Annotated in this window: 23 protein-coding genes and 1 pseudogene; 21 read left to right on the forward strand and 3 right to left on the reverse strand. The window is 69.8% G+C overall.

Annotated elements, in window-relative coordinates; genetic code table 11:
• Positions 1 to 3 precede the first annotated feature (3 nt).
• Positions 4 to 468, reverse strand: a complete 465-nt coding sequence (locus ACL58G_RS17325) for a hypothetical protein (RefSeq protein WP_440962584.1) — start codon at positions 466 to 468, stop codon at positions 4 to 6.
• Between the two features lie 85 nt (positions 469 to 553).
• Here ACL58G_RS17325 and ACL58G_RS17330 point away from each other — a divergent pair, with 85 nt between their 5' ends.
• A complete protein-coding gene (locus ACL58G_RS17330) occupies positions 554 to 994 on the forward strand; it encodes an SRPBCC family protein (protein WP_440962585.1) in 441 nt (146 codons plus the stop codon).
• Entirely contained in the window at positions 991 to 1,557 is a 567-nt protein-coding gene (locus tag ACL58G_RS17335; protein WP_440962586.1) for a nitroreductase family protein, read from the forward strand. The genes ACL58G_RS17330 and ACL58G_RS17335 overlap by 4 nt, the downstream gene beginning before the upstream one ends.
• Positions 1,558 to 1,627: 70 nt before the next feature.
• Here the strand turns inward: ACL58G_RS17335 and ACL58G_RS17340 are convergent, their stop codons facing one another.
• The gene (locus ACL58G_RS17340; RefSeq protein ID WP_440968185.1) at positions 1,628 to 1,780 is read right to left on the reverse strand and encodes a hypothetical protein; all 153 of its coding nucleotides are present in this window, start codon (positions 1,778 to 1,780) and stop codon (positions 1,628 to 1,630) included.
• Between ACL58G_RS17340 and ACL58G_RS17345 the strand changes: the two are divergent.
• The 16 genes and pseudogenes from ACL58G_RS17345 to ACL58G_RS17420 all read left to right on the forward strand — a co-directional run.
• Positions 1,725 to 1,883, forward strand: a pseudogene (locus ACL58G_RS17345) (NnrS family protein); the annotation flags it as partial. The gene ACL58G_RS17340 and the pseudogene ACL58G_RS17345 sit on opposite strands and share 56 nt — an antisense overlap.
• Positions 1,884 to 1,895: 12 nt before the next feature.
• Positions 1,896 to 2,099: a hypothetical protein gene (locus tag ACL58G_RS17350; protein ID WP_440962587.1), complete on the forward strand. Its 204-nt coding sequence runs from the start codon at positions 1,896 to 1,898 to the stop codon at positions 2,097 to 2,099.
• Positions 2,100 to 2,234: 135 nt separating this feature from the next.
• Positions 2,235 to 4,799: an EAL domain-containing protein gene (locus ACL58G_RS17355; protein WP_440962588.1), complete on the forward strand. Its 2,565-nt coding sequence runs from the start codon at positions 2,235 to 2,237 to the stop codon at positions 4,797 to 4,799.
• The gene (locus tag ACL58G_RS17360) at positions 4,796 to 5,620 is read left to right on the forward strand and encodes an HDOD domain-containing protein (protein ID WP_440962589.1); all 825 of its coding nucleotides are present in this window, start codon (positions 4,796 to 4,798) and stop codon (positions 5,618 to 5,620) included. The genes ACL58G_RS17355 and ACL58G_RS17360 overlap by 4 nt, the downstream gene beginning before the upstream one ends.
• A gap of 46 nt (positions 5,621 to 5,666) precedes the next feature.
• A complete protein-coding gene (locus tag ACL58G_RS17365; RefSeq protein WP_413385710.1) occupies positions 5,667 to 7,016 on the forward strand; it encodes an HD domain-containing phosphohydrolase in 1,350 nt (449 codons plus the stop codon).
• The gene (locus tag ACL58G_RS17370) at positions 6,994 to 7,503 is read left to right on the forward strand and encodes a response regulator (protein ID WP_440962590.1); all 510 of its coding nucleotides are present in this window, start codon (positions 6,994 to 6,996) and stop codon (positions 7,501 to 7,503) included. The genes ACL58G_RS17365 and ACL58G_RS17370 overlap by 23 nt, the downstream gene beginning before the upstream one ends.
• Before the next feature lie 142 nt (positions 7,504 to 7,645).
• Positions 7,646 to 8,617 (forward strand): HDOD domain-containing protein, encoded by a 972-nt coding sequence (locus ACL58G_RS17375; RefSeq protein ID WP_440962591.1) that lies wholly within the window; start codon positions 7,646 to 7,648, stop codon positions 8,615 to 8,617.
• A 300-nt stretch (positions 8,618 to 8,917) separates the two neighbouring features.
• Positions 8,918 to 9,427, forward strand: coding sequence for a chemotaxis protein CheW (locus tag ACL58G_RS17380; RefSeq protein ID WP_413385713.1), 510 nt, complete (start codon positions 8,918 to 8,920; stop codon positions 9,425 to 9,427).
• A complete protein-coding gene (locus ACL58G_RS17385) occupies positions 9,414 to 10,712 on the forward strand; it encodes a CheR family methyltransferase (protein WP_440962592.1) in 1,299 nt (432 codons plus the stop codon). Before ACL58G_RS17380 ends, ACL58G_RS17385 begins: the two co-directional genes overlap by 14 nt.
• On the forward strand, positions 10,709 to 11,314 hold the full coding sequence (locus ACL58G_RS17390) for a chemotaxis protein CheW (RefSeq protein WP_440962593.1): 606 nt from the start codon (positions 10,709 to 10,711) through the stop codon (positions 11,312 to 11,314). The genes ACL58G_RS17385 and ACL58G_RS17390 overlap by 4 nt, the downstream gene beginning before the upstream one ends.
• Before the next feature lie 15 nt (positions 11,315 to 11,329).
• Complete coding sequence (locus ACL58G_RS17395; RefSeq protein WP_440962594.1) at positions 11,330 to 12,964, forward strand: methyl-accepting chemotaxis protein; 1,635 nt, start codon at positions 11,330 to 11,332, stop codon at positions 12,962 to 12,964.
• Positions 12,965 to 12,971: 7 nt separating this feature from the next.
• Complete coding sequence (locus tag ACL58G_RS17400; protein ID WP_440962595.1) at positions 12,972 to 15,149, forward strand: hybrid sensor histidine kinase/response regulator; 2,178 nt, start codon at positions 12,972 to 12,974, stop codon at positions 15,147 to 15,149.
• Positions 15,146 to 16,204: a chemotaxis protein CheB gene (locus ACL58G_RS17405; protein ID WP_413385718.1), complete on the forward strand. Its 1,059-nt coding sequence runs from the start codon at positions 15,146 to 15,148 to the stop codon at positions 16,202 to 16,204. The genes ACL58G_RS17400 and ACL58G_RS17405 overlap by 4 nt, the downstream gene beginning before the upstream one ends.
• On the forward strand, positions 16,201 to 19,335 hold the full coding sequence (locus ACL58G_RS17410) for an EAL domain-containing protein (RefSeq protein WP_440962596.1): 3,135 nt from the start codon (positions 16,201 to 16,203) through the stop codon (positions 19,333 to 19,335). The genes ACL58G_RS17405 and ACL58G_RS17410 overlap by 4 nt, the downstream gene beginning before the upstream one ends.
• 115 nt (positions 19,336 to 19,450) lie before the next feature.
• The gene (gene galB, locus ACL58G_RS17415; RefSeq protein ID WP_440962597.1) at positions 19,451 to 21,976 is read left to right on the forward strand and encodes a beta-galactosidase GalB; all 2,526 of its coding nucleotides are present in this window, start codon (positions 19,451 to 19,453) and stop codon (positions 21,974 to 21,976) included.
• Positions 21,977 to 22,099: 123 nt separating this feature from the next.
• Positions 22,100 to 23,371, forward strand: coding sequence for an ATP-binding protein (locus ACL58G_RS17420; protein ID WP_440962598.1), 1,272 nt, complete (start codon positions 22,100 to 22,102; stop codon positions 23,369 to 23,371).
• A gap of 3 nt (positions 23,372 to 23,374) precedes the next feature.
• Here the strand turns inward: ACL58G_RS17420 and ACL58G_RS17425 are convergent, their stop codons facing one another.
• Positions 23,375 to 23,860, reverse strand: a complete 486-nt coding sequence (locus tag ACL58G_RS17425) for an MgtC/SapB family protein (protein ID WP_413385722.1) — start codon at positions 23,858 to 23,860, stop codon at positions 23,375 to 23,377.
• Positions 23,861 to 24,085: 225 nt separating this feature from the next.
• Between ACL58G_RS17425 and ACL58G_RS17430 the strand changes: the two genes are divergently transcribed.
• Genes ACL58G_RS17430 through ACL58G_RS17440 form a run of 3 tightly spaced genes read left to right on the forward strand, consistent with a single transcriptional unit; the run spans position 24,086 to position 25,559 of the window.
• Entirely contained in the window at positions 24,086 to 24,526 is a 441-nt protein-coding gene (locus tag ACL58G_RS17430) for a type IV pilin protein (protein ID WP_440962599.1), read from the forward strand.
• Complete coding sequence (locus tag ACL58G_RS17435; RefSeq protein ID WP_440962600.1) at positions 24,523 to 25,149, forward strand: pilus assembly FimT family protein; 627 nt, start codon at positions 24,523 to 24,525, stop codon at positions 25,147 to 25,149. The genes ACL58G_RS17430 and ACL58G_RS17435 overlap by 4 nt, the downstream gene beginning before the upstream one ends.
• Positions 25,146 to 25,559 (forward strand): type IV pilus modification PilV family protein, encoded by a 414-nt coding sequence (locus tag ACL58G_RS17440; RefSeq protein WP_413385725.1) that lies wholly within the window; start codon positions 25,146 to 25,148, stop codon positions 25,557 to 25,559. Before ACL58G_RS17435 ends, ACL58G_RS17440 begins: the two co-directional genes overlap by 4 nt.
• The last annotated feature ends 31 nt before the right edge of the window (positions 25,560 to 25,590 follow it).

Consider the following 25,590-nt stretch of genomic DNA (forward strand, 5'->3'; position numbering starts at 1 on the left):
CCGTCAGAACGTCACGTCCGCGCGCACGCCGACGTAGCGGTGCCAGTCGCGCGGCGGCAGCCATTCGGTGGTGTTCACGGCATGCGGCGTATTCGGTGCCTTCGGGCTCCACGTGCTGTTGGCGATGCTGTTGTTCAGGCCCGCCGCATACTGGCGGTCGAACAGGTTGTTGACGAACAGCGTGGCTTTCCAGCGGCCGCCCCGGTCCGCGGCGCCGAACGTCAGGTGCGTGATGCTGTAGGCGCCCTGGATCGTGTTCGGATCCTGGTTCAGCGAGAATTGCGTGCGGCTCTGGTAGCGCGTGGTGGCGGCGACGAAGCCGTCGAAGGGCAGTCCGGGCAGCGGCACGTCCAGTTGGCCGCCCAGGTTCAGTTTTACTTTCGGCGCGTTCGGCAACGTCTTGCCGGCCAGGTCTTGCACGTTCGTGTTGTTGAATTCGGGGCTCTGGTAGCAGCCCGGTCCCGGCACGGCCGCCGTGCCGGCCGCAGCTCAGACGCGGGAAGCGTTCATGCGCTATATTCTACGGTCTTCCAATTCGTCGATGCATATGCACGTGATCGAAACAACCGTCGTCGTCGCTGCATCCCCGGCCGCGGTCTGGGACGCGCTGACGGACCCCGCCGCGATGTGCGTGTGGATGGGGGAACCGGAAATGGCGATCGACGTCGCCACCGACTGGCGGCCCGGGTCGCCCATCGTGATCGGCGGCGTGCACCACGGGCCGTTCCGCAATCATGGCATCGTGCTGGACGCCTTGCCCGGTGCGCTGCTCCGCTATACGCACCTCAGTTCCGTGTCCGCGCTGGCGGACGTACCGGAGCACTACAGCGTGATCGCGTTCGCGCTCGATGCCGTGGAGGGCGGGACGTCCGTGCGGTTGACGGTGGAGCGGTTTGCGACCGAAACGATCTACCGGCACCTCGACCTGTACTGGCGCGGCACCATGGAAGTGTTCAAGGCATTCGTCGAGCGGCGGCTTATAATGAAACCATGAACCCGGATTTGTGGAACGCGCTGGCGGCACGCCGGCATGTGGCCCTGCGCCGCCTGCAGGCGCCGGGTCCGGACGATGCCGCGCTGGCGCGGATGATGGACGCGGCCGCGCAGGCGCCCGATCACGGCTGCCTGCTGCCCTGGCGCTTCGTGCTGATCCCGCCGGAGCGGCGCGCCGATCTCGGCGCCGTGTTCGAGGAAGCGCTTGCGCAGCGCAATCCCACGGCCGACGATAGAGCGCGGGCGTCCGCGCGCGAGAAAGCCTTCCACGCACCGTGCCTGCTCGTGGCGGTCCTCGTCGACGGGCCCGGTACAACCATCCCGGTCGAGGAAAAACTGGTCTCCCTGGGCTGCGCGCTGCAGAACGTGCTGCTCGCGGCGCGGGCGCTGGGCTTTGCCAGCGGTCTCGCGAGCGGCGGGGCGCTCGACACGCCCGCCATGCGCCGCCTGCTGGCGCTCGACGCGCACGAGCGCGCGGTCTGCTTCATCGGCATCGGCACGGGCGAACCCAAAAAAACGCCCCGGGTGCGTCCGCAGCCGGGGCAGTTTTTTTCAACCTTGTAGGGAGGGCGCCCTGCGCCCACGCGTAACGTTCGCGTTATGCCCGCTTTCGCGTTGGCGCGTGGTGCCCACCCTACTGCACGAGCGGCGTCGCGCTCCCTTCCAGCGTGATGCCCTCGATGCGCGCGCGGCCCACGAGGATCTGCAGGTACTGGTGGATGCCCCGCTGCAGCGCCGCGCTGCACGTGCTGACGGTCGGCGCGCTCGCCCGCCTGATCATGGGCATGACCACCCGCACGGCGCTGGGCCACACGGGCCGTCCGTTGAAGGCCGGCCGCGGCTATGCGCCTTACCTGACGGCCGCCCGCATCGACGGCCGCGAAGGCTGAACCGGAGTGACCATGCATCCCACCATCGGCGAGCTGCCCGTGGCGCGCGGGCTGGCGCTGTCCGGCGACGGCCGGCTGACCGTGGCGCCGGACCGCATCACCGTCACGCCGAAGGGCCGCCTGCTGGTGCGGAACATCTGCATGGTGTTCGATGATTATTTCGGCAAGCCGGCCGCCGTGCCGTTGCAAAGGATGCAGTATTCGCGTACGGTGTAGCGTTGCCAGAGCGTCCAGACTGTATTCGCAGAGACACAGTTTCCGCAAATATGTGAACATTCCGTGCGGCAATGTTCTATATTCTCGACATAAGGCTTGATTCCTCTCAAGCTGATCGAGTTTTGCCAAACTGCCATGAATGCAGCCACCTTACATCTTCCCGCGCCCAGGATGGCGCCGACGCCGCCATGCCCGGAGGGCTATGTCGCGCTCGAATGGCTCGAACATGCGCCCGGCTTCGTCGCCTTCCTCGTCGGTCCCGACCTCGTGTTCGCCCATGCGAACGACGCGTACAAACAGCTGGTGGGGCGCAGCGACCTGATCGGCCTGCCGATGGGCGACGCACTGCCGGAAGTGGCGGAGCAGGGCGTCGCGGCACTGTTGAAAGCGGCGCTGACCACCGGCGAACCGGTCGTGCACCGTGCCTGGCCGGTCCAGCTGGCCGGTCCCGGCGGCGCGCTGCAGCTGCGCTACGTCGACTTCGTGGCGCAACCCGTGCCGCACAGCGCGGCGCAGGGCGGCGCCGGCCTGCTGATCCTGGGCAGCGACGTGACGATGGAGACGGTGTCCCAGCGCGACCTGCAATTCAGCCTGACGCACGACATGCTCACGGGCCTGCCGAACCACGCGCTGTTCCGCGACCGCCTCGAGCACGCGCTGCGCCGTGCCGCGCGGGCCCAGCGTCCGCTGCAGGTGGCGGCGCTGCAGCTCGACCTGTTCAAGCGCGTCCACGCGCTGGTCGGCCGCGAGGGCGGCGAGCGCATGCTGGTCGAGATCGCGCGGCGCATCGAGCGCGCCGCCGGGCCGGACGTGACGGTCGCCCGCGACGGTGCCGACAAATTCCTGTTGCTGCTGGAAGGGACGCAGCAACCGCAGGTGACGGCGCGCATCGACGAGATCATTCGTACCGTCGCGGCGCCGTTCGAACACGCCGAACACGCCGATCACAGTGTGTACGTGACCTGCTGCGTGGGCGGTGCCGCGTTCCCCCTGAGCGGAGGCACGGCGGAAGACCTGCTGCTGGCCGCCGACCGCGCCCTCGCGTGCGCGCAGGAAGCGGGTGCCGGCACCCAGCGCTGGGACGATACGCTGCCCGCCGACGGTGGCCTCGACCGGCTGCGGATCGGCTTCGCGCTGCGCGAGGCGCTCGCGGGCGACGGCCTGTCCCTGCGCTACCGGCCGCGGGTCGACCTCGTCAGCGGCGCGATCTGCGCCGTGGAAGCGTCGGTCTGCCTGCACCACGACGGTGCCGCGGTGCCGTCCGCCACCCTGCTCGGCGTGGCCGAAGAGTGCGGCCTGGGCGGCGCGCTGGCCGACTGGGTGCTGCGCCACGCCGCCGCGCACGCGGCACAGTGGCGCGCGCACGGCTACACGGCGCTGCGCGTGGGCGTCAACCTGTCGGCGCGCCAGGTCTCGATGTGCGACCTGGAGGGGACCATCCTGCCCGCGCTCGCGGCCGCGGGCGTCCCGCCGACCTGCCTCGACCTGGAGCTGGCCGAGCACCTGCTGGCGGACGACGCCGGCCGGCTCGCCGACTGCCTGCACGCGTTGCGCAACGCGGGCATCCGGCTGTGCCTCGACGGCTTCGGCACCGGCTCGTCGAGCCTCGTCAACCTGCAGCGCCTGCCGATCGACGTCCTCAAGATCGACGGCTCCTTCATCGCGCGCGTGCCCGACGGGGACAGCGCGGCGGCGGTCGTGGATGCGATCGTCACGATGGGGCACAGCCTCGGCATGCGCGTCGTCGCCGACGGCGTCGAGCGCGAAGGGCAGTGCGACTTCCTGGCGCGTCACATGTGCGATGCGGTGCAGGGCGATTTCGTCTCCGCGCCGGTGCCGTTCGACGCGCTGACCGCGCTGCTGCAGACCGGCCCCGGCCTGGCGCCGCGCCTGCTGCGCTTCAACCGCACGCAACCCACGCTGCTGCTCGTCGACGACGAGCCGAGCATCGTGTCGTCGCTGCGGCGCCTGCTGCGCGGCGACGGCTACCGCATCCTGACCGCGAACAGCGGCAGCGAAGGCCTGAAGCTGCTGGAAGAACATACCGTCGACCTGATCGTGTCCGACCAGCGCATGCCCGAGATGACCGGCGTCGAATTCCTGCGCAAGGTGCGCCAGCTGTACCCGGATACGGTGCGCATCGTCTTGTCCGGCTACACCGAGCTGCAGACGGTGACGGACGCGGTGAACGGCGGCGCGATCTACAAATTCCTCACCAAGCCGTGGGACGACGAACAGCTGCGCGGCCACATCCAGGAGGCGGTCGCATACGGCGCGATGGCCAACGAAAACCGCCTGCTCACGCTGGAAGTGCGCACGGCGAACCAGAAGCTCGCGGCCGTGAACCGCCAGCTCGAATCCGTGCTGGCGCGCCAGCGGAGCGACATCGAACAGGGTGAGATCAGCCTCGACATCGTGCACGAGGCGCTCGACAACGTGCCCGTGCCGGTGCTGGCGGGCGACGACACCGGCACCATCGTGCTGGCCAATCGCGCGGCGCACGGGCTGTTCGCGGCGCAGGGGCCCGTGCTGGGATGCGCGCTGCGCCAGCTGTTCCCGGGTTTACCCGAGCCGCTGCCGGACGGCGCGAGTTTCGCCTTCGAACACAAGCTCGGAGAGCAGCGGCTCCATGCCCGCGCGCAGCCGATGGGCAACGGCTCCCAGTCGCGGGGCTGGCTGATCGTGATCGAGCCGGCATGACGACGACCGTGGTGGAGCTCACCCAGGTGGTGCAGCGCCTGCGCGACCTGCCGGCGCTGCCGTCGATCGTGCTCGACCTGATCAGTTCGTTCGGGCGCGAGGACGTCGACGTGACGACGCTGGCGGAAAAGATGTCGCGCGACCAGGCGCTGGCCGCGAAGATCCTGCGCCTGGCGAATTCGTCGTTCTACGGCCTCCCGGCCAAGGTGAAAACGGTGAAGCAGGCGATCGTCGTGCTCGGGTTTGACAGCGCGCGGGCGCTGGCCGTGGCGAGCACCGTCATCGACCGCTTCGGCGGCGCCGGCGGGCCCAGGGTCGACGTCGCGCACTTCTGGCGCCATTCGATCGCGACGGCGCTGTGCGCCCGCAGCCTCGCGCGCCAGGCGGGGCTCGACCAGGATGCCGCCTTCATCGGCGGCCTGCTGCACGACATCGGCCGGCTCGTGCTGGCGATCAGCTTTCCCGAACAGTATGCCCGGGTGATCGCCGAGTACGACGACGTGGGCCTGTCCGCGGTGGAGCGGCGCGTGCTCGGCGTGGACCACGAGCACGCCGGCCAGCTGCTCGCCGAGGCGTGGAAGTTCCCGCCCGTGATCCAGCGCGCGATCGGCCGGCACCACGCGCCGGCCGCGGCCGACCTGGCCGACATCCCCGGCGTCGTGCACGTCGCGAACGGGCTGGTGCACGCGCTCGATCCGAACGGGCGCATGGCCGGCGTGGCGGCGGCCAACCTCGGCCTGTTGCCGGAACAACTGCAGGCCGTGTGCCGCGAGACGGAAGGGCAGTTCGAGGAAGCGTGCCGCCTTTTGATGCAAGATTAGCCATGAACGACATTATCGAGAGGGCCGGCGCCATGGAGGCTCAGTCATGAACATGTTTTCCGCCACCGCGCGCCCGGATGCGCCCGCGGCCACGATCCTGTGCGTCGACGACGAGCCGAACATCCTCGCCGCGCTGCGCCGCCTGTTCCGCCGCGAACACTACAAGGTCCTCGTCGCGGGCAGCGCCGCGGCAGGGTGGGCCGTGCTGGAAGAAGAGCACGTCGACATCGTGATCTCCGACATGCAGATGCCGGAGGTGAACGGCACCGAATTCCTCGAACGCGTGCGCCAGCGCTGGCCGGACACGCTGCGCCTGCTGCTGACGGGCCACGCCGACCACGAGGCCACCGTCGGCGCGATCAACCGCGGCGAGGTCTATCGCTACATCACGAAGCCGTGGAACGAGGAGGCCATCCTGCTCGTCGTGCGCGACGCGCTGGAACGCCAGTCGCTGCAGCGCGAAAAGCTCCGCCTGGAAGAACTGACGCGCCAGCAGAACGAGCAGCTGCGCGACCTGAACGCGAACCTGGAGCAGCGCGTGCGCGACCGGACGGCGGAATTGTCCGCGGCCCAGAAATCGCTGCAGGCCTCGCACGAACGCCTCAAGAACAACTTCCTCACGCTCATCAAGGTGTTCTCGAGCATGGTCGAGACGCGCGCCGGCGCCGTGCCCGGCCACGGCCGCAAGGTCGCCGACCTGGCGCGCCGCATCGCCATGCGCATGGGTCTGACGGCGCGCGAGGCGCAGGACATCTTCGTGGCGGGCCTGCTGCACGAAATCGGCAAAACCGGCTTTCCCGACGGCCTGATCGGCATTCCGGAATCCGTGCTGAAAGGTGACAATCTCGGGCTCTACCGCACCTACCCGCACCTGGGCGAACAGCTCCTGATGCCGCTCGAGGAATTGCGCGAGGCGGCACGCATCATCGGCGCCCACCGCGAGCGCTTCGACGGCGCGGGCTTCCCGGAAGGCATGGCCGGCTTCGACATTCCGCTCGGCGCGCGCATCCTGGCGGTGGCCCACGATTACGAGGCGCTGCAGCGGGGCCTGCTCGCGCAGCGCCGCGCGGATGCGGCGCAGGCGACGGAACTCGTCGCGGAAAGCCGCGGCAAGCGCTACGACCCGGAGGTCGTCGAAGCGTTCTACGATATCCGCACCGGGCGCAGCGTGGCCGAGGTGATCGCCGAAGTCGCGATGGGCACGGCCCAGCTCAAGCCGGGCATGGTGCTCAGCCGCGACCTGCTGTCCCCGGAAGGGACGCTGCTGCTGTCGGCCGACCATGTGCTGTCCGACCGGATGCTGAAGCAGCTCGCCGAATACGAGCGCCGCTCGTCGATCGAATTACAACTTTTCGTGAAGTCAGGGTCTCCCGATGCGCCGCATTCTCATTCTTGACGACGAACCGTCCGTGCTGAGCGCATTGCGGCGCACGCTGCGCGCGGCATTCCCGCCGGACGACGTCGTGATCGAAGCGTTCGACGAGCCGGAAGCGGCCGTGCTCCGTGCCGGCGAACAGGACTTCGACGTCGTCATCTCCGACTACCGCATGCCCGGCCTGAACGGTGCCGACGTGCTCCAGCTCATGAAAGGCCTGCAGCCGGAAGCGGTCCGCATCGTCGTGTCCGCGACGAAGGAAATCCTCGAGGTGGCCGACGCCGTGAACCGCGCCGAAGTGTTCCGCTACCTGGCCAAGCCGTGGCAGCAGGAAGAACTGGTCGCGACGGTGCGCGAAGCGTTCGCCCGCCGCGACCGCCGCGCGCCGCCGCGTCCGGCGCCGGCGGCGGCGGGCGGGCACGACGACGTGTTGCGCCGGCTCGAGCAGGACGAGCCCGGCATCACCCGGGTCGACTGGGACGAGGACGGCAATATACGCCTGTTCTGACGCGGCATCCTGTCCGGATCGGCGGGAAACACCGCTCCCATGCCGTAAAATCAGTCATATCATGTGGATTGAATTGCCATAAGGCAATTTATTTGACACAATCCCGCTCATAACGATATTTACATGGGCACGGAGGCATGTCATGGGTTGGATTTCACGTTTGATGGGCGGTTCGGACGGCGGCGCCAGCCCGTCCGCGGCGGCGGCCAAGGCCGGCGAGCAGAAACTGGAGCAGGCGCGCGAAGCCGAACGCATCGGCCACGACATCGATGCGGCGTATTACCGCTGGCTGACGGGCTCGGCCCGTTTCGATGCGGCGCCGGACGTGGAACAAGGCATCCTCGACGAGGTCCGGGCGCTCGCGGCCCGGCCGGGCGATGCGGCCGGGCTCGTGCCGCGCGTTCCCGAAGTGATCCCCCAGCTGCTGGGCAGCCTGGGCGCGGAAGACGTCTCGACCACCGACCTGTCGCGCCTCGTCATGCAGGATCCCGTGCTCGTGGCGGAAGTGATCCGCGAGGCCAACAGCGCGTTCTACCGCCCCATGACGAAGGTCGATACCGTCGAGGCCGCCATTAAGCTGCTGGGGCAGAACGGCCTGCGCATGGTGCTGGCGCGCGTCGCGTTCCGGCCCGTCATCAACATGGAGTCGGACGGCTTCGCGCGCCGCGTCGCGCCGCGCGTGTGGGACCAGGCCGAGCGGTGCGCGCTGGCCGCGAGCCTCATCGCGCCGGGCATCCCCGCCGGCGGCTTCGAAGCGTACCTGGCCGGCCTGATGCAGAACGTGGGCCTGATCGTCGCGTTCCGCCTGTGCCCGGACCGCGCCGTCCCCGGTTCCACCGGGTTCAGCAGCCAATTGCTGGCGCTGGGACGGCAGCTGTCGGCCGGCATCGCGCGCCACTGGGAATTTCCGGCGGAGGTGACCCTGGCCATCGAACAGGCGGGCGCGCCGGACGCGTCCAACCTCGCGCGGGCGCTCGCGCAGGGCGACCGCATCGCCAAACTGCGCCTGCTGATCGACGCCGGCACGGTGCCCGAGGACGATGCCCTCGTCACGGATGGACTCGACAGCTTCCAGCGCCGTTGCCTCGGCAAGCTGGCCCACCTCGAGACTTGATCACATTGCCCACACTCGTTGTGAGCAATGTCAATTTTTAGCAACAATATAACGATAACCTCTGTCGTTTAATTTGCGACAGAATTATCGAATTTGCGGTATTTTAGATACGCGTGGGCGATTTATTGCTGGAAATTTCATGAAATCCACAGGTTTGGCCATTGTTCCTGCGTGCCGAGCCTGTACATACGTCCATGCCACGCGCAATGGGACTGACACGCCGGCCGCAAGGTCCGCTAGGATCAGGCTCATGCGAAGAATGCCAGCGGTCGCCTGGTATCGCATCGACAGGAGATGAGCATGAATCCCTCCGCTTTTGCGCCCGAAGCGGCGTTGCCGGCCCGGCAACCGGCAGCACTGCAGGTCCTTGAATTCGATTGCCGGGGGCGACGCTTTGCCGTGCCGCTGGCGTCCGTGCGGCGGGCCGTGCTCAGCGCGCGGCCGGTGCCGCTGCCGGGGGCGTCCGACATCGTGCTCGGCGTGCTCGACGTGGGCGGCGAGACCGTCACCGTCGTCGATTTCGGCCTGCGCGCCACCGGCCGCCCGACGGTCATCACACCTTCCCAGCAATTCCTCATCGTCGAGATGGACGGGGTCCTGTGCGCGCTCGTGGTCGACGCGGTCGTCGGCCCCGGCACGGCGGTGCCGGACAGCGGCTGGCCGGACGCTGCGGGCGCGGCCGATTACGTCGACGGCGTGGTGCGCCTGCCGGACGGCCTGTGCCTCGTGATCGATCCGGCCCGGTTCCTGTTCGAGCACGAACGGGTGCAGCTGACGCGAGCGTTGGGAGCGGTGGGTGAGCGCCATTGACGACACCGTCGTCGCCGACGTGTTCGACCTGGCGGCGCAGCGGGTCGAGGCCGCGACCGGCCTGACGTTCACGGGCCTGCGCCGCCGCCAGTTCGACGCCGCCCTGGCGCGGATGGCCGACGCGCTGGGCCTGCCGGGCGCCGCGGCCTGCGCGTCGTGGCTGCTGGCCGGGCCGTGGGACGCTGCCCTCAGCGCCCTGTGCGCGCGCTTCCTCACCGTCGGCGAAACGTATTTCCTGCGCGAGCCGCGCGCCTTCGACCTCGTGTGCGACCAGGCGCGCTCCCTGCTGGCCCGGGGGACGGCGCGCCCGCTGCGCATCTGGAGCGCCGGCTGCTGCACGGGCGAGGAACCGTATTCGATCGCGCTGGCGCTGCGCCGCGACGTCCCGCAACTGCCGCCCGAACGCGTCGACATCCTCGCCACCGACCTGAACGACGCCTTCCTCGACGTCGCGCGTGCGGGCGTCTACCGGCGCTGGTCGTTCCGCCGCACCGACCCGGCCGAACTGGCCCCGTTCATTCAGCCGCTCGGCGACGGCCGCTTCGAAGTCGACCCCGTGCTGCGCGCCCAGGTCCGCTTCGCGCAGCTGAACCTGGCCAGCGGCGCGTATCCGTCCGCCATGGACGTCATTTTCTGCCGCAACGTCCTGATGTACTTCGGGCCCGAGCAGTCCGCGCGCGTCGTCGCGCGGCTGCGCGCCGCCCTCGTCGACGGCGGCTGGCTCGTCGTGAACGCCAGCGAGGCCTCGACCCGGCTGTTCCAGGGCTTTACCGCCGTCTACCTGGAGGATGCCGTGTTCTTCCGCAAGGACGCGCTGCCCGCGCCGGCGCCGGTGCCGGTGGAGCCCGCACCGGCCGTGACCCGGCCGGCGCCGGTCCCGCGTCCCGAGCCGTTGCCGGCCGCGGCGCCGAGCGCGCCGGTGCCGCCGGACGATGCGGCCATGGCGCGCGTGCACGCGCTCGCGCAGGCGGGCGGGCGCGAGGAGGCGCTGCAATGCCTGCGCCGCGCCGTCGAGGCCGAGGCGCTGTCGGCCCCGTTGCAGCAGCGTGCCGCGCTGTTCGCGCTGGAGCAGGGCGACCCGGCCCTCGCGCGCCATTGCGTGCGGCGCCTCCTGTACCTCGAACCGGACAGTGCGTTCGGCCACTACCTGTGCGCGCTGATCGAAGACGCCGCGGGCCGGCGGCCGCGCGCGCGCAGCCTGCTGCGCGACTGCCGCCGACTGGCCGGCGCCGCCGACGCCGAACTGGGCGGCGCGGCGGCGGCGTGGCTGGAGCGGATGTCATGACGGCCGCCTTCGACTGGGAAGCCTTGTCGCGCCGGCTCGAAGCGGCCGCCGCGGGCCTGGACGCGCTGGACCGCATCGAGCCCGGCGCCCGCGAGCGCGTGCTGGCCGCGCGTGCCGCCGCGCTGGCAGCGGCGGGCGCCGCGCCTTGCGCGGCACCGCCCGCCGGCATCGAGGTGCTGGCCTTCCGCTGCGGCGGCGAGCGCTACGCGTTCGACGCGGCCTGGGTCGCGCGCGTGCTGCCGGCGCTGCCGCTGACTACCTTGCCCGGCGTGCCGGACGTCATCGCCGGCATCACGATGTGGGAAGGCGAGGTGCTGGCCGTCGTCGACCTGCGCGTGCTGCTCGCGCTGCCGCTGACCGAACTGGCCGACCCTGGCGCGCTGATCGTCCTGCGCGGCGAGGAGAGCCGGTTCGCCGTGCTGGCCGAGGCGATCGACGGCACCCGGCGCTTCCCGCACGACTGCCTTGGACACGACCTGCCGATGCTGGCCGACCCGGACGCCAGCTACCTGCTCGGCGTCGCCCCCGACCGCACCGCGCTGCTGGACGCGCGGCGCCTGCTTGCCGATTCCACGCTGATCGTGAATACGGACCACCAATAACAAGAGGAGATTCCCATGCGCGCCCTGGCCGACTTTTCCACCCGCGCGAAACTGATGCTCGGTTTCGCATTGATCGTCGTGGCGATGGCGCTGTCCAGCTTCTCGTCGTGGAACGGACTCGCGCGCCAGCGGGCGTTGCAGCAACGCCTGTACAACGACGACCTGGCGATCACGATGAACGTGCTGGAGCTGCGCAGCGCCATCAACCGCGAACGCGTGGCGCTGCTGTCGACGCTGGTTGCGGGCAGCACCGCGCAGGCGGGATTCGGCCGCCAGCTCGAAGCCGAGGAAGGTGCGATCCGGAGGCTGTTCGGCGAGCTCGCCGCGCACAAGGACGCCGACCAGGCGTTTGCCGCGGACTACGCGCGTCTCGTCAACGCCTACCAGGAATACGGCGTCGTGCGCGACAACGACGTGCTGCCGCAGGTGCGGGCCGGACAGCGCGCGGCCGCCGGCGAAGCGGCGACGGGACGCCTGCAGAACACGTTCGACCGGCTCAGGACCGTCGCCGACGAGATCGCGGCGAAGCAGATGCAGGAAGCCCGGGCCCGGATGCGCGATGGCGAGGCGCTGGTGGAAAGCGCGGGCGTGACGCTGATCGTCCTGAACCTGGCGGTCGTCCTGCTGGCGTTCGTGAAGACGGTGTGGCTCAACCGCGCCATCGCGGTTCCCCTCCGGGAAGCGACCACCGTGGCCGCGCGCATCGCGACGGGCGACCTGCGCGCCGACGTCCCGGCCGGCACGAGCCGCGACGAGGTCGGGCAGATGCTGCGCGCACTGGGCGACATGGTGCAGTCCTGGCGCACCCTCGCGGCCGAGACGACGCGCGGCGTCGCCACGCTGACCGGGGCCGCCGGCGAGATCCTGTCCAGCACCGCGCAGGCGGCGGCCAGCACGGCCGAGACGGCGGCCGCCGTCAGCCAGACCACCGCCACCGTCGAGGAGGTCAAGCAGACCTCGCTGCTGGCGTCCGAGAAGTCGCGCGCCGTGTCGGACGCGGCGCAGCAGGCCGCCCGCACGGCCGCGGAGGGGCGGCGCGCACTGGAAGACAGCATGAAGGGCATGGAATCGATCCAGGAAAAGATGGAAGCCATCGCGTCCACCGTCGTGCGCCTGTCCGAGCGCAGCCACGCGATCGGCGAGATCACGGCGACTGTGGCGGGCCTCGCCGAGCAGTCGAACCTGCTGGCCGTGAACGCGGCCATCGAGGCCGCCAAGGCCGGCGAGCATGGCCGCGGCTTCGCCGTGGTGGCGCAGGAAGTCAAGAGCCTCGCCGAGCAGTCGCGCCAGGCCACGCGCCAGGTGCGCGAGATCCTCGGCGAGATCCAGAAGAGCGTGGGCGCCGCCGTGATGATCACGGAGCAGGGCGCCAGGACGGTGGCGCAGGGCGTCGAGCGGGCCGCGCAGGCCGGCGAGGCCATCCGCGGGCTGACGGACAACATGACGGAGGCGGCGCAGGCGGCGGTGCAGATCGCCGTCTCGAGCCAGCAGCAGCTGGCCGGCATGGACCAGGTGGTGCTGGCGATGGAGAACATCCAGCAGGCCAGCACGGAGAACGCGGCGGGCACGCGCCAGGCGGAGGCGTCCGCGCGCAACCTGCACGCGCTGGGGCAGTCGCTGCGCCAGACCATGACCCGCTTCCAATTCTGATCCCGCGATGACCGACGAAGCATTCCGGGAGCGGCTGCGCGCCATCTTCGGCGAAGAGGCGCGCGAGCACCTGGCCCAGATCGACGTGGGCCTGGTGGCGCTCGAACAGGCGGGCGGGGGCCAGCGCGACGTCCTGTTCGAACGCCTGCTGAAGGTGCTGCATACCCTCAAGGGCGCGGCGCGCACCGTCGACGAGATCGAGCTGGAGCGCCTGTGCCATGCGCTGGAAAGCATGCTGGGCGCGGCGCGCGCGGCCGGCGCGGCGGGTTTGTCGGCGACCGCCGAACAGTTCGACCTGCTGCACCGGGCCGCCGCCGCGGCGCGCCAGGTCGTCGACGCGCCCGCCCTGCGCAGCCGCAAGGTGGCTGGCATGCTGGCGGCGCAGCTCGAGACCGCCGCGGCCGAGCTGCCGGCGCAGGCGGCCGAGGCGCCCGCGCAGGAAGCGCCGGCGGCGCCGGAGGTGCCGGATGAGCCGGATGAGCCGGACGAGCCAGACCCGCCGGCGGACGAGACGGAGCAGAACCGGACGGACGAGCGCATCCGCGTCGACGGCCGCTGCATCGACTCGATCCGCGCCCACGCCGAAGGCCTGCTGCCCGTCGAACTTAAGTTGCGCCACCACGTCGACGAATTGCGCGCTCTCGCGGCCGGGATCGCGACGCGGCGGCGCGAAGGCGTCGCCTCCTTCGACGATGAAGCGGCGCGCCTCGAGCTCGCGTGCGCCCAGCTGGCCACGGGGCTGGAAAACACGGGCAAGGAATTGCATGGCGTGCGCGCGCGCCTGTTCGAGGCCGTGCTGGAAACGGCGCTGGTGCCGGCCGCCGCCGCGTTCGGCGAGCTGCCCGCGCTCGTGCGCAACCTGGCGCGGGGGCGCGGCAAGCAGGTACGGCTGGAGACGCTGGGCGCCGACGTGGACCTCGACCGGCGCGTGCTGGGCGTCGTGCGCGAAGCGCTGATCCACCTCGTCACCAATGCCGTCGACCACGGCATCGAGACGCCCGACGAGCGTGCGCGCGCGGGCAAGGATCCGGCCGGGCGCATCGAGATCGCGGTGACGCAGCGCGACGCGCGCATGGTGTGCGTGCGCGTGCGCGACGACGGCGCCGGCATCGACGCGGACGCGGTCGCGCGCCGTGCCGGCGTGGACGCGGCGGAACTCGCGCAGATGAGCGAACAGCAGCGCCTGCAGCTCGCCCTGCGGGCCGGCGTGTCGACCCGCACCGAGGTCACGTCCGTGTCGGGCCGCGGCGTGGGCCTGGCCATCGTGGCGGACAAGGTGGCGGCCAGCGGCGGCCAGCTGGTCGTGGGCACCGTGCCGGGCGCCGGCGCGTCGTTCGAACTGCTGCTGCCGGTGGGCGTGGCGAGCCTGCGCGCGCTGGTCGTGGAAGTCGACGGCCACCGCTACGCGCTGCCGCTGGCCGGCCTGGAGGCCGTGCGCAGCGCGGCGCAGGCGGCCGTGCGCACCGTCGAGGGCCGCGAGACCGTGCTGGTGGGCGGGCGCGTGCTGCCGCTCGTGCGCCTCGCCGCACTGTTCGGCACGGCACGGCCCGGCAGCGACGGCGACCAGGGCGTCGTGGTCACCGCGCAGGCGGGCGGCCAGGCGTTCGCCGTGCTGGTCGACGCCATCGTCGCCGAGCAGGACCTGCTGCCCAAGCCCCTGGGGCCGCTGCTGCGGCGCGTGCGCTGGTTCAGCGGTGCGGCGCAGCTGGGCGACGGCACGCTTGCGCCCGTGATCGCGCTCGAGGACGTCGCCGGGCGCGGGCTCGCGGGGGCCGCCGCGGCGGCCGCGCCGGCGCCGGCGGCGGGGCCGCGCAAAGTGCTCGTCGTCGAGGATTCCGTCACGTCGCGCCTGCTGCTCAAGCACATCCTCGAAGGCGCCGGCTATGCGGTGGACACGGCCGTCGACGGCCTCGACGCGCAGTCGCGCCTGCGCACCGGGCGCTACGACGTGGTCGTGAGCGACGTCGAGATGCCGAACCTGGACGGCCTGGCGCTCACCGCCAGCATCCGGGCGACGCCGGCCACCGCCGAGCTGCCCGTGATCCTGGTGACGTCGCTGCAGACACCCGAGCAGCGCGAGGCCGGCCTGCGCGCGGGCGCGGACGCGTATTTCACGAAGGGCAGTTTCGATCAGGACCGCCTGCTGGCGACGGTGCGCCGGGTGGCGGGGATGGAGGCATCATGATCCGGGTACTGGTGGTGGACGACTCGAATTCGGTGCGGGCGCTGCTGATGCACATCCTCGGCACGGCCCCGGGCCTCGCGGTGGTCGGGTGCGCGGCGGACGGCGAGGAAGCCGTGAAGCTCGCGCGCGAGCTGCAGCCGGACGTGATCACGATGGACCTGCACATGCCGCGCATGGACGGCTTCGAAGCCATCCGCCGCATCATGCGCGAATGCCCCACGCGCATCGTCGTCGTCAGCGGCAGCGACTCCCGGGCCGAGGTCGACGCCAGTTTCCGCGCGATCGAGGCGGGCGCGCTGGTGCTGGTGCGGCGGCCGCTCGGCATCGGCAACCCGGCGCATGCGGACAGCGCGCGCGACCTCGTGCGCACGGTGAAGGCGATGGCCGAGGTGCGCGTCGTGCGGCGCTGGAGCGATGCGCGCCGGGCCGCGCGGCCGCTGCAGGGGGCGCCGCGGCGGCTCGTGGCCGTCGGCGCGTCGACGGGCGGACCGACGGTGCTGCGCGACATCCTGGCCGAACTGCCGGCCGACTATCCGCTGCCGGTCGTGATCGTGCAGCATCTCGCGCCCGGCTTCATGGACGGCCTGGCGACGTGGTTGGGCGAGGCCAGCGGCTACCCGGTGGAGGTGCTGAAGGATGGCGCCCCGCTGGCGGGCGGGCGCGCCTGCCTCGTCCCGGAAGGCTGGCAGGCGACGCTGGGCCCGGGGCTCGTCGGCCGGCTCGTGCTGGCGCCGCCGGAACACGGCATGTGCCCGTCCGTGTCGCACCTGTTCCGCGCCATCGATCCCGAACTGCGTCCGGCCACCGCGGCCGTCCTGCTGACCGGCATGGGCAAGGACGGCGCGGCCGAATTGAAGCTGTTGCGCGAGCACGGCGCGCTGACGATCGCGCAGGACCGCGCGAGCGCCGTCGTCTACGGCATGCCCGGCGAGGCGTTGCGGCTGGACGCCGCGATGCTGGTGCTGGAACCCGCGGAAATCGGCAAGGTGCTGGCACGCCTGCCGGCCGAGCCGTTTCCGTCATCCGTATTTCCAACCCTTGGGGACCTTCCATGAGCACGTCTCCCGACAACGTCGTCGAACGCGATACCGTGGCCTCCCACGAGATCGAAATCCTGGTGGTGGAGGACAGCGCCACCCAGGCCCGCCAGCTGGCGCAACTGCTCGAAACCGTGGGCTACCGCGTGCGCATCGCGTCCGACGGCCGCGCGGGCCTGGAGGCGGCCCGACAGCGACCGCCGACGCTCATCGTCACCGACATCAACATGCCGCGCATGGACGGCTTCGAGATGTGCAAGGCGATCAAGCAGGACCCGCACGTGCGCGACGTGCCGGTGATCCTGCTCACGTCCCTCTCCAGCCTGTACGACGTGATCAAGGGCCTGGACTGCGGCGCCGACAACTTCATCCGCAAGCCGTTCGAGGCGGACTACCTGCTGGGCCGCATCCGCTTCATCCTCGCCAACCGCGCGCTGCGCTCCAACGAGCGGGTGCAGCTGGGGATGAAGATCAACCTGGGCGGCCAGACCCATTTCATCACGGCGGAACGCCAGCAGATCTTCGATCTCCTGATCTCGACGTACGAGGAAGCGATCCACATGACGGAGCAGCTGCGCGCCCAGCAGGAGCGCATCGCGCATTCGTACCAGTCGCTGGAAGGGCTGTACCGGGTCGCGGAGGCGATCAATCCGGTGCTGTCGGAGCAGGACGTGGCCGAGCGCGCGCTCGACCGCGTGCTGGACCTGCCGGGCGTCACCGGCGCGACGATCCGGCTGCACGACCACGACGGCCGGCCCACGTTCGCCGTCGCGCGCGACGGCACCGGCGCGGTCATGGAGCCGTGCACCTGCGTCATGCCGGCCGGGGCGCAGCCGGCGGCCGTGATGCGGTCGACGTGCCGCGGCTTTCCCAGCCTGCGCGTCCCGCTGTCGACCGGCACGCGCAGCCGCGGCATGATGTGCCTGACTGTCGGCGACGGCCCGCTGGCCGAGGACGACCGCCAGGTACTGGAGACGGTCGGCAGCCAGATCGCCGTCGCCGTCGAGCGCGCGCACCTGTACGGCAATATGGAGCGCCTGGTCGACGAGCGCACGGCGGCGCTGGAATCGGAGCGTGCGCTGCTGGCGGCCGTGGTGAACCTGTCCGGGGCGCTGGTCTGCGTGGTGGACGGCGACGGCAGCATCCGGCTGTTCAATCCGGCCTGCGAGCAGACGTCGGGCTGGCGTGCGGAAGAGGTGCTGGGGCGGCCGTTCCGCGACCTGTTCCGCCGCGCCGACAACGCGCCCGTGGAATTCAATGCGTCGCCGGCCGGGACGATGCCCGTGCAGCAGAGCGGCGAATGGGTCGCGCGCGACGGGTCCGTGCGCTCCGTGATCTGGTCGTCGACCATGCTGCCCCGCGCCGACGGCAGCGTGCAGTACGTCGTCACGGCGGGCATGGACGTGACGGAGCTGCGCCGCGCCGAAGAGAGCCTGCGCTATCTCTCCAACTTCGACCGCGAGACCGGCCTGCCGAACGACGTGCTGCTGCGCGACCGCGTGCGCCAGATGCAGGCCCGCGTCATCGACGGCAAGCCGCTGCTCGGCTACATGCTGCTGCGCCTGACGCGCTTGCAGGTGATCCGCGCCAGCGTGGGCGTGGAAGCCGAACAGGCGCTGCTGCGCCAGGCCGCGGGCCGCCTGGGCGAGCTCCAGGACGCCGACCTCACGGTCGCGCGCACGGGCGAGCGCACGTTCACGCTCGCCGCGCTGCGCGCGAACGAGGCGGAGATGGCCACGCTGGCGCGCCTGGTGCTGGAGCGCATGGACGAGGCGTTCGTCCACGACGGCGAGGACGTGCACCTGGACCCATGCATCGGCATCGCCCTGTTCCCGAACGACGCCGACGACTATGACGGCCTCACCCAGGACGCCGAGGCGGCGCTGCAGCGCGCCCTGGCGAGCAAGGACGAGCGCTACGCGTTCTACCGGCCGGAACTCAACGACGGGGTGTACGAGCGCTACCGCTTCGAAAACGCGCTGCGGCGCGCGCTCGAACGCGACGAGCTGATCGTGTACTACCAGCCGCAGGCGAGTCTCGCCACCGGTCAGCTCATCGGCTTCGAGGCGCTGCTGCGCTGGCAGCATCCGGAACTGGGCCTGATCCCGCCGGGCCGCTTCATCGGCCTGGCGGAGGAGACGGGCATGGTCCTGCCCATCGGCGAGCGGGTGCTGCGGCTGGCCTGCGAACAGTCGATGGCGTGGCAGCGCGAGGGCCTGCGCGCCGTGCCGGTCTCGGTGAACCTGTCGGCGCGCCAGTTCTCGGAACGGATCGTCGACACGGTCGCGAAAACCCTCGCCGCGACGGGGCTGGAACCGAAGCTGCTGGAGCTGGAGTTGACGGAAAGCGCGTCGATGGAAGACCCGCAGAAGACCGTCGACATCCTGTGCAAGCTGAAGGAGATGGGCGTGCGCCTGGCCATCGACGATTTCGGCACGGGCTACTCGAACCTGAACTACCTGAAGCGCTTCCCCGTCGACCGCCTGAAGCTCGACCAGTCGTTCGTGCGCGACCTGACGTCCGACCCGGACGACCTGGCGATCGCGCGTGCCGTGATCGCGATGGGGCACGGCCTGCGGCTGGACGTGATCGCGGAAGGCGTCGAGACGGAAGGGCAGCTGGCGCTGCTGGCGCAGCACGGCTGCGACGAGGTGCAGGGCTACCTGTTCGGCCGGCCCGCGGCGCCCGAGGATTGCGGCCGCATGCTGCGCGAGGAAAAGTCGCTCGCCCTGGACAAGCTGCAGCCGCAGCCCTATCACCGCACCCTGCTGTACGTGGACGACGAAGTGAACCTGCTGACGGCGATCCGGCGCGCGATGCGCCAGAGCGGCTACCGCGTGCTGGTCGCGAGCAACGCGCGCGAGGCGTTCGAGATCCTGGCGACGAACGAGGTGGGCGTCATCGTGTGCGACCAGCGCATGCGCGGGATGAGCGGCACCGAATTCCTCGCGCGCGTGAAGCAGATGTATCCGCTCGCCGTGCGCATGGTGCTGTCGGGGTACACGGACCTGCAGTCGGTCACGGAGGCCGTCAACCGGGGCGCGATCTTCAAGTTCCTGACGAAACCATGGATCGACACGGAACTGGACGAGGCGGTGCGCGAGGCGTTCGCCGAATTCGAGTCGAAACGGCTGCACGGGAACCCGTGAAGGAGGCTCTGCTATCGCGCTTTTGGATACCGGCCCGGCCCATTTCATATAGCTGGGCGCGGGGAGGCTGGCTCATACTTGGGGTTTCCCTTCTCATAACCATAACGACGAGACCATGACGCTTCTTCCCCGTTCCCTCACCATCGTTGCCCTCGGCGTCGCCATGCTGTGCGGCGGCGCCCATGCGGCCGACGTCCGCGAACGCCAGTCGTTCGACGCCGGCTGGCGCTTCACGAAAGGCGATCCGGCCGGCAGCGCGGCACCGGACGCCGCCTCCCAGCCGGCCTTCGACGACGCCGCGTGGCGCAAGCTCGACCTGCCGCACGACTGGGGCATCGAAGGGCCGTTCAAGCAGGAATACCCGGGCGAGACGGGCAAGCTGCCGTGGTGGGGCGTCGGCTGGTACCGCAAGCACTTCACCTTGCCGGCCGGCGACGCGGGCCGCCGCGTCTACCTGGACATCGACGGCGCCATGTCGCACGCGAAGGTCTGGGTGAACGGTCAATACGTGGGCGGGTGGCCGTACGGCTATGCGTCGTGGCGCGTGGACCTGACGCCGTACGCGAAGCCGGGCAGCGACAACGTCGTGGCGATCCGGCTCGACAATCCCGAGAAGTCGTCGCGCTGGTATCCGGGCGGCGGCATCTACCGCCACGTCTGGCTCGTCAAGACGACGCCCGTGCACGTGGCCCAGTACGGGACGTTCGTGACGACGCCGCAGGTCTCGAAGGCGCAAGCCACCGTCTCCGTGCAGACGACGGTGGAAAGCAACGGCCGCGCGGCGCAGGTGCAGGTCGCGACCGAGATCTACGCGCTCGACGCGGCCGGCAAGCGCGGCGCCGCGCCGGTCGCGCGCCAGGCGGCCACGAAGGTCACCAAGGTGGAGGCGGATCGCCAGGCCCAGCTCACGCAGACGCTGACGGTGCCGCAGCCGAAGCTGTGGAGCATCGCGAGCCCGCAGCGCTACGTGGCCGTCACCACCGTCACGGAAAACGGCCAGGTGACGGACGTCGTCGAGACCCCGTTCGGCATCCGCAGCGCCGTGTTCGACGCGAACAAGGGCTTCCTGCTGAACGGCCAGCGCGTGCCGCTGAACGGCGTGTGCATGCACCACGACCTGGGCGCGCTGGGCAGCGCGATCAACGAGCGCGCCCTCGAGCGCCAGCTCGAGCTGCTGCGCGAGATGGGCACGAACGCGATCCGCACGAGCCACAACCCGCCGGCGCCGGAGCTGCTGGACCTCGCCGACCGCATGGGCTTCGTCGTGCTGGACGAGGCGTTCGACATGTGGCACGAGAAGAAGACGCCGAACGACTACCACACGTCGTTCGACGAATGGCACGAGAAGGACCTGCGCGCGCAGATCCGGCGCGACCGCAACCACCCGAGCGTGATCGCCTGGAGCACCGGCAACGAGATCCCGGAGCAGGGCAAGCCGGAAGGCTGGAAACTGGCCGCGCACCTGGCCGAGATCGCGCGCGGCGAGGACCGCACGCGCCCGATCACGTCCGCATACAACCACACGGATTCCGGCTACAACGGCTTCCAGAACGTGGTCGACATCTTCGGCTACAACTACAAGCCGGGCGAGTACGGCAAGATGCATGCGTCCGCGCCCTACCTGCCGATCTACGGCAGCGAGACCGCGTCGACGATCAGCTCGCGCGGCGAATACTTCTTCCCGGTCAGCGACGACAAATCGAAAGGCGCCGCCAACTTCCAGGTCAGCAGCTACGACCTGACGGCGCCGCCGTGGGCGACGTCGCCCGACGTCGAATTCAAGGGGCAGGACGACAATCCGTTCGTGGCGGGCGAATTCGTGTGGACCGGCTTCGACTACCTGGGCGAGCCGACGCCGTACAACGACGACACGACGAACCTGCTGAACTTCACCGATCCCGCCCAGCAGGCGCGCGCCGCGCAGGAACTGGCGACGCTGAAGAAGATCGCGATGCCGTCGCGCAGCTCGTACTTCGGCATCATCGACCTGGCCGGCTTCAAGAAGGACCGCTTCTACCTGTACCAGGCCCGCTGGCGCCCGGAGCTGCCGATGGCGCACCTGCTGCCGCACTGGAACTGGCCGGAGCGCGTGGGCCAGGTGACGCCGGTGCATTTGTACACGTCCGGCGACGAGGCGGAGCTGTTCCTGAACGGCAAATCGCTGGGCCGCAAGAAGCGCGGCCCGCGCGACTACCGCCTGCGCTGGGACGACGTCGTCTACCAGCCCGGCACCTTGAAAGCGGTCGTGTACAAGAAGGGCAAGCGCTGGGCCGAGGACACCGTCGCGACGACGGGCGCGCCCGCGAAGCTGCTCGTGTCGGCCGACCGTGCCAGGCTGCGCGCGGACGGGAAGGACTTGTCGTTCGTGACGGTCACGGTCGCGGACAAGGATGGCCGTCAGGTACCGCGCTCGCATGACCGCATCACCTTCAAGCTGTCCGGGCCGGGCGAGATCGTCGCGACCGACAATGGCGACGCGACCGACCTGGAAGCGTTCCAGTCGCCGCAGCGCAAGGCCTTCAACGGCCTGGCGCTGGCCATCGTGAAGACGAAGGCGGGCGAAGCGGGCAAGCTGACCCTGACGGCCAGCGCCGATGGGCTCGAAGGGGCGCAGGTGACGCTGGACACCCAGGCGCAGTAAGGCCGACTGTTGTAATCAGGCGATAGCGACCGAAACTCTTGCATGCAAGAGTTTCAAGAAAGCCCCCACGCTCGGCGTTTCCTCCGGATAATGGAATTTCCGTAAATATGCCGAGCCATCGCCATGGAATTTGAAGTTTTCGAATCGCTATCGTCGAGTCCCGCGCCGGCCGAAGCCGCGTCGCCCCTGGTCCGGCTGCAATACCTGATCGACAACACGCCGGCGATCATCTACGCCACCGTGCCCAGCGGCGACTTCAAGATGACGTTCGTGAGCAACAATGCCTACAAGGTCCTCGGCTACCGGCCGGAAGAGATGCTGGCCGATCCGAACTTCTGGTTCGACCATCTCCACCCGGACGACGCGCCGGGCATCTTTTCCAGCCTGGCCCAGCTGTTCGTGGAAGGCGAGCGCACGTACGAATACCGGTTCCGCACCGCGAGCGGCGAGTTCGTGTGGATGCACGACCGCCTGCGCCTGATCCGCGACGAGCACGGCACGCCGGTGGAAGTCATCGGCTCGCTGACGGACATCACCTCGCGCAAGAACATGGAGCAGAAACAGCAGCAGCTGATCGCCCGCCTGAGCGAGGCGCACGAGCAGCTGCTGCAGTCGGAAAAGATGGCGTCGATCGGCCAGCTGGCGGCCGGCGTCGCGCACGAGATCAACAACCCGATCGGCTTCGTCAACTCCAATATGGGGACGTTGGGGCACTACGTGGACACGCTGCTGAACGTGGTGGACGCGTACGGCGAGGCGGTGCAGAAGGCGGCGCCCGGCTCGGCGCTGATGGCGCAGATCGAGGCGATCAACCGCGAGGCGGACCTCGGCTACCTGAAGGACGACATCGCCGACCTCGTGCGCGAGTCGATGGACGGCCTGAAGCGCGTGAAGGACATCGTCCAGGCGCTGAAGGATTTCTCGCACGTCGGCCAGAACGACTGGCAGTACGCGGACGTGCACGCGGGCCTGGACACGACGCTCAACATCGTCGCCAACGAGATCAAGTACAAGGCGACGGTCGAGAAGCACTACGGCAAGCTCCCGGAAATCAAGTGCCTGGCCTCGCAGCTGAACCAGGTGTTCATGAACCTGCTCGTGAATGCCGCCCAGGCCATCAAGAGCAAGGGCGTGATCACGATCGCCACCGGGGCGGGCGAGGGCTGGGTGTGGGTGAAGATCAGCGACAACGGCTGCGGCATCCCGCCGGACAACCTGAAACGCATCTTCGAACCGTTCTTCACCACCAAGCCGGTGGGCAGCGGGACGGGCCTCGGCCTGTCGCTGTCGTACAGCATCGTCAACAAGCATGGCGGGCGTATCGACGTGGCGTCGAAGCCGGATGTCGGCACCGTCTTCACGATCAAGCTGCCGGTGGTGCCGCCGGCATCCTGACGCTCATTCCTCATGCAGGCGGATCGCCTGCTTCTCCTGTTCCGGCTTGTCCAGCCAGCGCCGGTGCAACGCCCGCTCGATGGGCTTGCCGCACACGAACAGGACGAACACGAGGACGAGGGCGATCGCGGCGATCTGCCACGAGCCCATGCCGCACAGGATGCCGAGGATCGCGGTGATCCAGATCGACGCGGCGGTCGTGAGGCCGCGCACGCGGTCGCTGCCGTTGTCGCGGATGATCACGCCCGAGCCGAGGAAGCCGATGCCCGTCACCAGTCCCTGGATCACGCGGCTGACGGCGGAAGGATCGGCCTGGCCGTCGCCCGTGAGGAAATTGGCGCCGGCGAGGGTCAGCACGCAGGCGCCCAGGCATACGAGTCCCAGGGTGCGGATGCCGGTGGGCTTGCCGTGCAGGTTGCGGTCCAGGCCGATCAGGCCGCCGACGAGGACCGAGACCGTCAGGCGCAACAGGATGTCGAGGTAGTCCATGCGTCGGGTTGTTGTCGAGAGGACACTATCCTACCACCTGGATGGCACCGTTGCAGGCAAGCTTGTGGATCTGATAAATGCTGTTAAAACATTCGTAATTTCGAGCATTCGGGGCCAGAAAACTGTCTCGTTCCCGTCCAAAAAGCATGGTTTCGTCGCGTTTTTACGACCACATTTCGCGAGGTTGCGCTAATATTGACGCGCGGAAACTTTCACCCAATGTTTATGAAAACACGTTCCCTGACCACCCGGCGCGAACGCGGCTTCACGCTGATCGAGATCCTCGTCGTCGTCGCAATCGTCGGCATCCTCAGCGCCATCGCCGTCCCGACCTATCGCGACTACGTGATACGGGCGCGCCTGACCGAAGCGTTCTCGGGCCTCGGCAGTGTGCAGATCGCCGCCGAGGATTACTGGAACAACGGCAGTCCCCACACGTACGCCGGCTTCGACCGGCTACCGCCGAACAGTAGCAGCTTCACGTTCGTGCTGAGCGGCGCGACCGCGTCCGCGTACACCGTGACGGCGACGGGTGCCGGTCCGGTGGCGGGCTTCGTCTACACGGTCGACCAGAACGGCAACCGCGCGACGACGGCCGCGCCGACCGGGTGGGGTACGAGCACGTCGTGCTGGATCGACCGCAAGGGTGGCCAGTGCACCCAGTGACGCTCCCGCCGGCGGCGCGCGGCTTCACGTTGATCGAGGCCGCGGTGGTCGTCGCCATCATGGGCATCGTGCTCGCGGTCGGCTTGCCGTCCATGTCGGACTGGCTGCTGGGCCGCAAGGCGCTGGCGGCCGCCGTGTTTTACCAGGACGGCTTCACGCTCGCGCGCAACGCGGCGATCGCGCACAACAGCCACAGCCGGCTCGTGCTGACCGAAAACGCCGCCAACGGCAAGATGGACTGGCGCGTCGACATCTGCTTCCCGACGTCGGGCACACCGTGCAACGACGTGACGGGCGGCTGGTCGACCGCCGCCGCGGCGGCGGACGGCGATCCCGATCCGAACCCCGTCTTCCGCTCGATCGCACGTAGCGCCCAGGCCATGCCGGGCGAGAGCGACCTCGCGCAGGCCGTGAGCCCGTCCGGCGCCACCGAAGTCTATTTCACGCCGCTGGGCTGGGTCGATACGGCCGTCGCGCCGTATCTCGCGCGGATCGACATGGCGCCGTCGCTCACGCGCGCGCACGCCTTCGCCCCGCTGGCCGTCGTGTTGACGCTGGCCGGCATCGCGTCCATCTGCGACCCGGCGGCGCCGGCGCACGACGTCCGCGGATGCCCGCCATGATCGCACGCCGCCAGCAGGGCATGGCCCTGATCGAATCCATCGTCGCCGCCGTGTTGCTGGCGGTCGGCCTGCTCGGCGTCGTCGGCATGCAGGCGCGGTCGATGGGCGCCCTGGCCGACACCGGCATGCGCGCCGAGGCGACCATCGCGGCCGACCGGCTGCTCGGCATGATGGCCGTCGACCTGCCGAACGCGGGCGCGTACGCGCTGGCCGCGGGCGCGACGCCGAACGCGCGCCTGCAGCCGTGGTACGACGACACGCGTGCGCGTATCCCGAATGCGCAGGTGGTGATCGCCGTGACGCCCGCGGCCGGGCGCACGCGCGTGGCGATCACGATTTCCTGGACCCGCAAGACGGGGGCGGCACAGAACGCGCACCGGGTCGTGTCCTACCTGGCGGCGGCGACATGATGCGCGCGCCATCGCGCCGGGCAGGGGGCTT

Source organism: Massilia sp. GER05 (genome assembly GCF_052056005.1).
GTDB classification, from domain to species: Bacteria; Pseudomonadota; Gammaproteobacteria; order Burkholderiales; family Burkholderiaceae_D; genus Telluria; species Telluria orientalis.

Bases quoted from the DNA above. Each gene is read 5' to 3' on its own strand.
- ACL58G_RS17335 (WP_440962586.1), top strand. From the start codon at position 991: ATGAACCCGGATTTGTGGAACGCGCTGGCGGCACGCCGGCATGTGGCC.
- ACL58G_RS17340 (WP_440968185.1), bottom strand. From the start codon at position 1,780: ATGCCCATGATCAGGCGGGCGAGCGCGCCGACCGTCAGCACGTGCAGC.
- ACL58G_RS17350 (WP_440962587.1), top strand. From the start codon at position 1,896: ATGCATCCCACCATCGGCGAGCTGCCCGTGGCGCGCGGGCTGGCGCTG.
- ACL58G_RS17355 (WP_440962588.1), top strand. From the start codon at position 2,235: ATGAATGCAGCCACCTTACATCTTCCCGCGCCCAGGATGGCGCCGACG.
- ACL58G_RS17360 (WP_440962589.1), top strand. From the start codon at position 4,796: ATGACGACGACCGTGGTGGAGCTCACCCAGGTGGTGCAGCGCCTGCGC.
- ACL58G_RS17365 (WP_413385710.1), top strand. From the start codon at position 5,667: ATGAACATGTTTTCCGCCACCGCGCGCCCGGATGCGCCCGCGGCCACG.
- ACL58G_RS17370 (WP_440962590.1), top strand. From the start codon at position 6,994: ATGCGCCGCATTCTCATTCTTGACGACGAACCGTCCGTGCTGAGCGCA.
- ACL58G_RS17375 (WP_440962591.1), top strand. From the start codon at position 7,646: ATGGGTTGGATTTCACGTTTGATGGGCGGTTCGGACGGCGGCGCCAGC.
- ACL58G_RS17380 (WP_413385713.1), top strand. From the start codon at position 8,918: ATGAATCCCTCCGCTTTTGCGCCCGAAGCGGCGTTGCCGGCCCGGCAA.
- ACL58G_RS17390 (WP_440962593.1), top strand. From the start codon at position 10,709: ATGACGGCCGCCTTCGACTGGGAAGCCTTGTCGCGCCGGCTCGAAGCG.
- ACL58G_RS17395 (WP_440962594.1), top strand. From the start codon at position 11,330: ATGCGCGCCCTGGCCGACTTTTCCACCCGCGCGAAACTGATGCTCGGT.
- ACL58G_RS17400 (WP_440962595.1), top strand. From the start codon at position 12,972: ATGACCGACGAAGCATTCCGGGAGCGGCTGCGCGCCATCTTCGGCGAA.
- ACL58G_RS17405 (WP_413385718.1), top strand. From the start codon at position 15,146: ATGATCCGGGTACTGGTGGTGGACGACTCGAATTCGGTGCGGGCGCTG.
- ACL58G_RS17410 (WP_440962596.1), top strand. From the start codon at position 16,201: ATGAGCACGTCTCCCGACAACGTCGTCGAACGCGATACCGTGGCCTCC.
- galB (WP_440962597.1), top strand. From the start codon at position 19,451: ATGACGCTTCTTCCCCGTTCCCTCACCATCGTTGCCCTCGGCGTCGCC.
- ACL58G_RS17420 (WP_440962598.1), top strand. From the start codon at position 22,100: ATGGAATTTGAAGTTTTCGAATCGCTATCGTCGAGTCCCGCGCCGGCC.
- ACL58G_RS17425 (WP_413385722.1), bottom strand. From the start codon at position 23,860: ATGGACTACCTCGACATCCTGTTGCGCCTGACGGTCTCGGTCCTCGTC.
- ACL58G_RS17430 (WP_440962599.1), top strand. From the start codon at position 24,086: ATGAAAACACGTTCCCTGACCACCCGGCGCGAACGCGGCTTCACGCTG.
- ACL58G_RS17440 (WP_413385725.1), top strand. From the start codon at position 25,146: ATGATCGCACGCCGCCAGCAGGGCATGGCCCTGATCGAATCCATCGTC.